General features: G+C 60.1%; 6 protein-coding genes and 1 riboswitch. Of the genes, 5 read left to right on the forward strand and 1 reads right to left on the reverse strand.

Annotation, left to right across the window (positions count from 1 at the left end; all coding sequences use genetic code 11):
* The first annotated feature begins 252 nt into the window (after nt 1–252).
* The gene (locus WCA53_RS26165) at nt 253–450 is read left to right on the forward strand and encodes a hypothetical protein (RefSeq protein ID WP_423917331.1); all 198 of its coding nucleotides are present in this window, start codon (nt 253–255) and stop codon (nt 448–450) included.
* 28 nt (nt 451–478) lie between these two features.
* On the opposite strand, the gene WCA53_RS26170 is transcribed toward WCA53_RS26165, so the two are convergent.
* Complete coding sequence (locus WCA53_RS26170; RefSeq protein ID WP_423917334.1) at nt 479–805, reverse strand: hypothetical protein; 327 nt, start codon at nt 803–805, stop codon at nt 479–481.
* A gap of 299 nt (nt 806–1104) precedes the next feature.
* Between WCA53_RS26170 and glpD the strand changes: the two genes are divergently transcribed.
* The 4 genes from glpD to miaB all read left to right on the forward strand — a co-directional run bounded on the left by glpD (nt 1105) and on the right by miaB (nt 6790).
* A complete protein-coding gene (gene glpD / locus WCA53_RS26175) occupies nt 1105–2667 on the forward strand; it encodes a glycerol-3-phosphate dehydrogenase (protein WP_423917337.1) in 1563 nt (520 codons plus the stop codon).
* A gap of 174 nt (nt 2668–2841) precedes the next feature.
* On the forward strand, nt 2842–3594 hold the full coding sequence (locus tag WCA53_RS26180) for a helix-turn-helix domain-containing protein (protein ID WP_423917348.1): 753 nt from the start codon (nt 2842–2844) through the stop codon (nt 3592–3594).
* Between the two features lie 102 nt (nt 3595–3696).
* Nucleotides 3697–3870: riboswitch (FMN riboswitch) on the forward strand.
* A gap of 159 nt (nt 3871–4029) precedes the next feature.
* Nucleotides 4030–4764, forward strand: a complete 735-nt coding sequence (gene ribB / locus WCA53_RS26185) for a 3,4-dihydroxy-2-butanone-4-phosphate synthase (protein WP_423917340.1) — start codon at nt 4030–4032, stop codon at nt 4762–4764.
* Between the two features lie 667 nt (nt 4765–5431).
* A complete protein-coding gene (miaB, locus tag WCA53_RS26190; protein ID WP_423917343.1) occupies nt 5432–6790 on the forward strand; it encodes a tRNA (N6-isopentenyl adenosine(37)-C2)-methylthiotransferase MiaB in 1359 nt (452 codons plus the stop codon).
* The last annotated feature ends 231 nt before the right edge of the window (nt 6791–7021 follow it).

Genomic DNA, 7021 nt, shown 5'->3' on the forward strand with positions numbered 1-7021 from the left:
CGTAATTTCTCCAATTCTCCCTGCCCGCTAACCCGCTTTCACCCCAGACAAAAGTCAAATCGAATATTTTCCGCAATCGTTTGGCAGCCGCAGGACACATGCATACAATCAAATCCCGGCCATGAACCGCCCGATCTTCGGCGACTTTTCATCCGCGGCCGGCTCGCAGTTTTCGCCTCGCGCAACGTTCTGAAGTACGTACACCGGTCACCCGGCTGGTGAAAGTGCCGTTCGGTCGTCATGGAGAACACGATGCTCAGTCCGCATGAATTCGCCACGCTACTCCTGCTTCAGGAAGCTCCCAATCAAATCGACATGATGCGCGACGAACTCGACGCCCTGCTCGAACGCCAGCTGATCCAACTTGAGAATCTGGCGTCAGGGCTTCAGCAATGGAGCCTGACCGCTTCAGGCGACTCCACCATCAAAGCGATCAAGCGTTTTTCATAACGCGTTGCGCGTTCGGCGGACAGTTCGACTAACCCGCTCGCAAACTAGGGTCGGCAGATGCACGCCAACTGATCGCCTGCGCCCGTTGAGCCGCGAAAAATTCGGCCCACGTGCTCTGCGCCTGCGGCGTGCGATCGCCCAAGTACGTCGCATACCGGTTCGCAATGCCAGCCTGAAAGGCGCAATACCGCTCTTTCGGTAACTTGCCGCGTTTTTGCGCCACATAGGCGTCAAAGAACGCGGAATAAACGTTTTGCGCGTCCGAACCGTAGTCAACCGAGGCGGTCCCGCATAAGGCCTGCAGCGCAACCAACGACGGCGCACCTCCTGATCCAGACATGTCTGGCGTTGACACGCACCCTCCCAGCGCGATCGCGCCCAACACACTTATCCCGACTCCTACTGCTATTCGTACTGCCGCTGCCGCCCTCTTTAGCATCGCCTTTGCTCCCCAGTTCAGTCCGCGCCTCAGTTCCACAGTATCGACCGGCAGTTGGCTTCGCGCTACTCGACCCAATGGCCAATTCGCCGAACTTGCCAGCGAAGACGACGTTAGCCACTCGGTCAGCTTTACTTTTTCGTTTATGTTCATTAAATTTCGAATTCGAACATTTTCAGTTCGACAAAGACTTTTTAGCGACCAGCGGCGGGGAAATGATGGAAGGCGAACTTTACGATGTGCTCGTGGTGGGCGGCGGTATTAATGGCACGGGCATCGCACGCGATGCGGCGGGGCGGGGTCTGTCCGTCATGCTGTGCGAGAAGGACGATTTGGCATCGCATACGTCGTCGTCGAGTACAAAGCTCATTCACGGCGGCCTGCGCTACCTCGAATACGGCGAATACAAACTCGTGCGCAAAGCCCTCCAGGAACGGGAGGTCCTGCTGCGCGGGGCCCCCCATATCATGTGGCCGCTACGATTTGTCATGCCACACGTTCCCAGCCTCAGGCCGGCCTGGATGATTCGCGCCGGCCTGTTCCTTTACGATCACCTCGCGCGTCGCGAGTTGTTGCCGGGCTCGCGCGGCATCGACATGCGCCGGCATCCCGCAGGCGCGCCCCTGGTCGATTCCATCAAGCGCGGCTTCGTCTATTCCGACGGCTGGGTGGACGACGCCAGACTAGTCGCGCTGAACGCACTCGACGCGCACGAGCGCGGCGCGATCATCAAGACACGCACACGGCTGGCTGGCGCACACCGTGGCGACGGCGTCTGGCACGCCGCGCTCGCCAGCAATGACGGCGCCACGCAAGACGTACGAGCGCGCTCCATAGTGAACGCAGCGGGCCCGTGGGTCAGCGAACTGCTGAAAGATTCGCTCGGCAGCGCCACGCACTCCCAGCATAGTGTGCGGCTGGTGAAAGGCAGCCACATCGTGACCAAACGTCTCTTCGAGCACGATCACGCCTATATCTTCCAGAATCCAGACAAACGGATCATCTTCGCCATTCCCTACGAGCATGACTACACACTGATCGGGACGACCGATCTCGAATACCACGGCGACCCGTCGCAAGTGGCGATCAGTCCCGAAGAGACCACGTATTTGTGCGAGTCGATCAATCGATACTTCAAGAAACACATTGCGCCCAAGGACGTTTGCTGGAGCTATTCGGGCGTGCGTGGCTTGCTTGAAGACGAACACACGGAGAATGCGTCGGCCGTCACGCGCGATTACTTGCTTGAAGTCGACGCGCCCGCGAACGAAGCCCCCCTCTTGTCTGTGTTCGGCGGCAAGATCACCACGTTTCGCAAGCTGGCAGAAGAAGCAGTCGACAAACTAGCCGGCGCGCTCGAATCACCGGCCCGCACCAAAACCTGGACGGCCGGAGCGGTTTTGCCCGGCGGAGACATCGAAAAAGCAAATTTCGACCGATTCGCGGCCTCGCTCCGGCAGCGTTATCCGTGGCTGCCTGCTGCGCTTGTGCATCGGTATGCACGAGCCTATGGAACGCGCGTTCAAACGCTGCTGGGCCGAGCGACGTCCCTCGCCGACCTGGGCGTTGCCATTGCGCCGGGTCTGTATGAAGCTGAACTCTATTACCTGCGCGACCACGAGTGGGCCACGTGCGCGGACGACGTGTTGTGGCGTCGCTCGAAACTTGGACTGCATACGGAGGGTGAATCGCTGGACGACGTAATTGGACACATTGACGGCTGGTTTGCGAGTACGCGCAAGCAAGCAGCTTCGCCTTCGTCCCGCACGGCCGCCTAGTCAGCGCGCGATCGAAGCGGCCTGGGTCTGGGCCGAAACGCAGCGGGAGTCCATGTCCGCAGCCTGATAACGGTGTGACGATATCTTCGTTTGACGGTCGAAGTACCGATGCTAACCTCGGCTTCACTGATGCGCGGCACAGGTTCGCCGGCTCGTTTGAACGGGAGATTCATGATGGCTGCATCGGCTTTTTCATCGCTGGAACTGGTACGCGAGCCGGTCGGCACCCGCGCGTCGGCGGCAGACGCCGGCATTGACGCAGCGAAGGCGCTTCGCTTCGAGGCTGAAGATCATCCCGCGGAGGGCGACCCTGCCGACGCGCTCGAATATCTCGTCGGTGCGAACCTGGCGCGGCTTCGCGCGGAGCGGCAGTTGTCGCTCGACGCTCTCGCCCGCGCGTCAGGCGTGTCGCGCGCGATGCTCGCGCAGATCGAGTCGGCGCGCAGCGTGCCGTCCATCAAGGTGCTGCACAAGATTGCCAGTGCGCTAAAAGTATCGGTAGCCGCATTTCTTCGACGTCATGCCACCAATGGCATCGAATATTTGCCAGTCGAAAAGGCGACGCGCGTGGTGTCGTCGAACGGACGCTTCTCGGCGCGGCCTTTGTTTCCGCTGACAGCGACGGCATCGGCGGAATTCCATGAAATCCGCATCGCGCCGCTGCATACCGAAACCAGCGGTCCGCGCGCGCCCGGGACCACAGTCAACCTGGTCGTGAGCGAAGGCGCGCTGGAAGTCCGCGTACACGACCGGACGCAGCTCCTGGCCACCGGCGACGCCATCTTGTTCGACGCCGACCAGCCGCATGCCTTGCGCAATCCCGGCAATACGGAGGCGCGCGCGTTCCAGGTGACGGCCGGCGCGGAGACCCCGCCACGATGGCATGTGCCCGGGGACGCGCGTCGTATCGAAGCGGAAGTCGGCTAAGTTGGGTGGCACGCAATCCCCGATAAAGCCGCGCTGCAAGATTGGCTCGGCTGTTGTATCCTCAAATCCGTCGCAGCGTTTTAAGTGCGTAGCGACAAGTTAGCGCGTCTTCAGGGCGGGGCGAAATTCCCCACCGGCGGTATGCAAAACGGCGCAAGCCGCTAGCGAGCCCGCGAGCGCCCGTGGGCTTAGGGGTCACTTCATAAGCCCACGGGGTCAGCAGATCTGCTGCGATGCCAGGGCCGACGGTCATAGTCCGGATGGAAGAAGATGTGCAGGCAGTCATGTTCGTTCCGCGTAGATTCGTGGCGCTTTAGGCGTCCGCGCAGAATTGGCGTCGTTGAGAATCGGCGTGAGTTGCGCGCGCCGTTCCGTCTGCTTGCAATGCCCTGAAACGTTTTTCGCCCAAATTACTTTTGCGAGAGCGTTTCACTCATGTCCGTGTCTGTTTCTTTGTCCAGCCCCTCCCCCGCCGCGACCGCGTTTGCCGACCTGGCGCAACTTCGCGCCGCCGATAATTCCGTCACCGTCCCACCGCGAATCGCCGCTGCTCTTCGGGCATTGCGGGAAGGCCGCGCTGTCGCGCTGCTCGACGACGACGATCGCGAAAACGAAGCTGATCTCATCTTTGCCGCCGAAAAACTGGACGTCGAAGGTATGGCGCTGCTGATTCGCGAATGTAGCGGCATCGTGTGCCTGTGCCTGCCCGACGACGCCGTGCGCGCACTGCACTTACCGCCGATGGTCGCCGATAACGGTAGCCGATACGGCACGGCGTTCACTGTATCGATCGAAGCGCGCGACGGCGTGACCACCGGGGTATCGGCGGCTGACCGGCTGACGACCATCCGGGCTGCCATTGCTGATGGCGCTAAACCAGCGGATATCGTGAGTCCCGGCCACGTATTTCCATTGCGCGCGCAGCCGGGCGGCGTGTTGACGCGGCGCGGCCATACAGAGGGCACAGTCGACCTGGCGATTCTTGCCGGGCTTAAGCCGGCCGGCGTGCTGTGTGAACTGATGAACCCGGACGGGACAATGTCGAGCGGCGCGCAGATCGATGCGTTCGTCGCGGCGCGCAATATCCCCGTTTTGACTATCGCCGAGCTTGCCGATTTTAGGATGGCGCTTGCGGCCGCGCGGGAATTGGCGGAAGAGGCGCTCGGCTGAGGCTCGCTTGGGGCCGGGCGGTGCTGTTAGCGGTGAGTGTGGGGCTCGGGTGGACGGGGTGCTGCGCGCGGCGAGTGTGGGGGGAGCATTGAGTCCTTCTGCTAGCGTGGTCGGTCTGCTTAAGTCGGATTTTCTTGCTTATTTCTGTTAGCCCCTATCCGGGGCGGGACTTCATTTCTTTTCAAACGGCAAACGCGCAAAGAAACGAAGCAAAGAAACGCGTTTCAAACCGCGAATACCTCAGTGTCGTCGTTGCTCACTTCAGGTTTTTGGCCCGAACGTAGCAGCGCTACCAAACACTTAACCCGCAGTCGAACACCTCCCCCAAACACAAACGGCGCGCACACGCTTCGCCTCCACCGCCCCACAATCCGTCGCCATCGCCATCGCCAGGGCCGTCACCGCTGGCAACGCCAGCGGTAAGGTTAAGGACGGTCAACAATAAGGCGCCCTCACAACCCCTGACACCGCCGCCAACAGAACCCGCCCATGGCGCTGCCCGTTCGCGGCCGGATCACGAAAGCGGGCGGGCGCTATAATATCCGACTCGGCAAGAGCCGCAATCCGCTGATTTCACGCAAGATTCGCCCTTTTCGCCCCCTCGCCGTATCCTTTAAACGCATCAAAAACCGCGCCCCCAGACTAACCGCTGCGACCGGCGAAATTCATGACAAAGAAAGTGTATGTAAAGACGTTCGGCTGCCAGATGAACGAGTACGACTCCGACAAGATGGTCGACGTCCTCGGTGCAGCCAACGGCCTCGTCCAGACGGATTCGCCCGAAGATGCGGACGTTATTCTCTTCAATACGTGTTCGGTGCGCGAAAAAGCGCAGGAAAAGGTCTTCTCCGATCTCGGCCGCGTGCGCGAATTGAAGGAAGCGAATCCGAACCTGATCATTGGCGTGGGCGGATGCGTCGCGAGCCAGGAAGGCGCGGCAATTGTTTCGCGCGCACCTTACGTCGATCTGGTTTTCGGCCCGCAGACCTTGCACCGCTTACCCGACATGATCGCCAAACGGCGCTCGAGCGGCCGGGCACAAGTCGATATTTCGTTCCCTGAAATCGAAAAATTCGATCATCTGCCACCGGCGCGTGTCGACGGTCCAAGCGCCTTCGTATCGATCATGGAAGGTTGCAGCAAGTACTGCAGCTATTGCGTCGTGCCCTACACGCGGGGTGAAGAGGTATCGCGGCCGCTGGACGATGTGCTCACCGAAATCGCCGGTCTCGCCGATCAGGGCGTGCGCGAAGTCACCCTGCTCGGGCAGAACGTGAATGCGTATCGCGGACCGCTCACCAAGCAACTCGTCCAGCCATCCGGCGACATCGCGGATTTCGCTACGCTGATCGAATACGTGGCCGAGATTCCAGGTATTGAACGGATTCGTTACACCACGTCGCATCCGAAGGAATTCACGCAACGCCTGATCGATACCTACGCGAAAGTGCCGAAACTGGTGAGCCACTTGCATCTACCCGTCCAGCATGGGTCTGATCGAATCTTGATGGCGATGAAGCGCGGTTACACCGTGCTCGAATACAAGTCCGTGATTCGCCGGCTGCGCGCGATCCGGCCGGATTTATCGCTGTCGACGGACATGATTGTTGGATTTCCCGGCGAGACTGAAGACGACTTCCAGAAGATGATGAAGCTCATTGACGAGATGAGTTATGACACGAGTTTCTCGTTCATCTACAGTCCGCGTCCGGGTACGCCCGCGGCAAATCTTCCCGACGATACCCCGCGAGAGGTCAAGCTCAAGCGGCTTCAGCATTTGCAGGCGACCATCGAAGCGAATGTGGCGAAAATCAGCAATTCCATGCTGGGTTCGGTGCAGCGGATTTTGGTCGAAGGTCCTTCGAGGAAGGATCCGGGCGAGCTTGCCGGGCGAACCGAGAACAATCGCGTGGTGAATTTTCCGGCGCCGATGGCATCGCATGGGCGATTGATCGGACAGATGGTCGATGTGGAGATTAATGTAGCGTATCCGCATTCGCTCCGCGGCGAGTTAGCGCTGCGCTAGGCAGGTTTTTGCGGATTGGGCGGGGGCGGTTGGGGCGGGCTTGGGCGGGTTGGGGGCGGTTCTGCTAGCGGTGAGTGTGGCGCAAGCGTGGAGTCCTTCTGCTTGCGTGGTCGTTCTGCATAAGTCGGATTTTCTTGCTTATTTCTGTTAGCCCCTATCCGGGGCGGGACTTCATTTCTTTTCAAACGCGAAAAGAAACGAAGCAAAGAAACGCGTTCAAACCGCGAATAC

This window comes from Caballeronia sp., assembly GCF_049581465.1.
Lineage (GTDB): Bacteria > Pseudomonadota > Gammaproteobacteria > Burkholderiales > Burkholderiaceae > Caballeronia.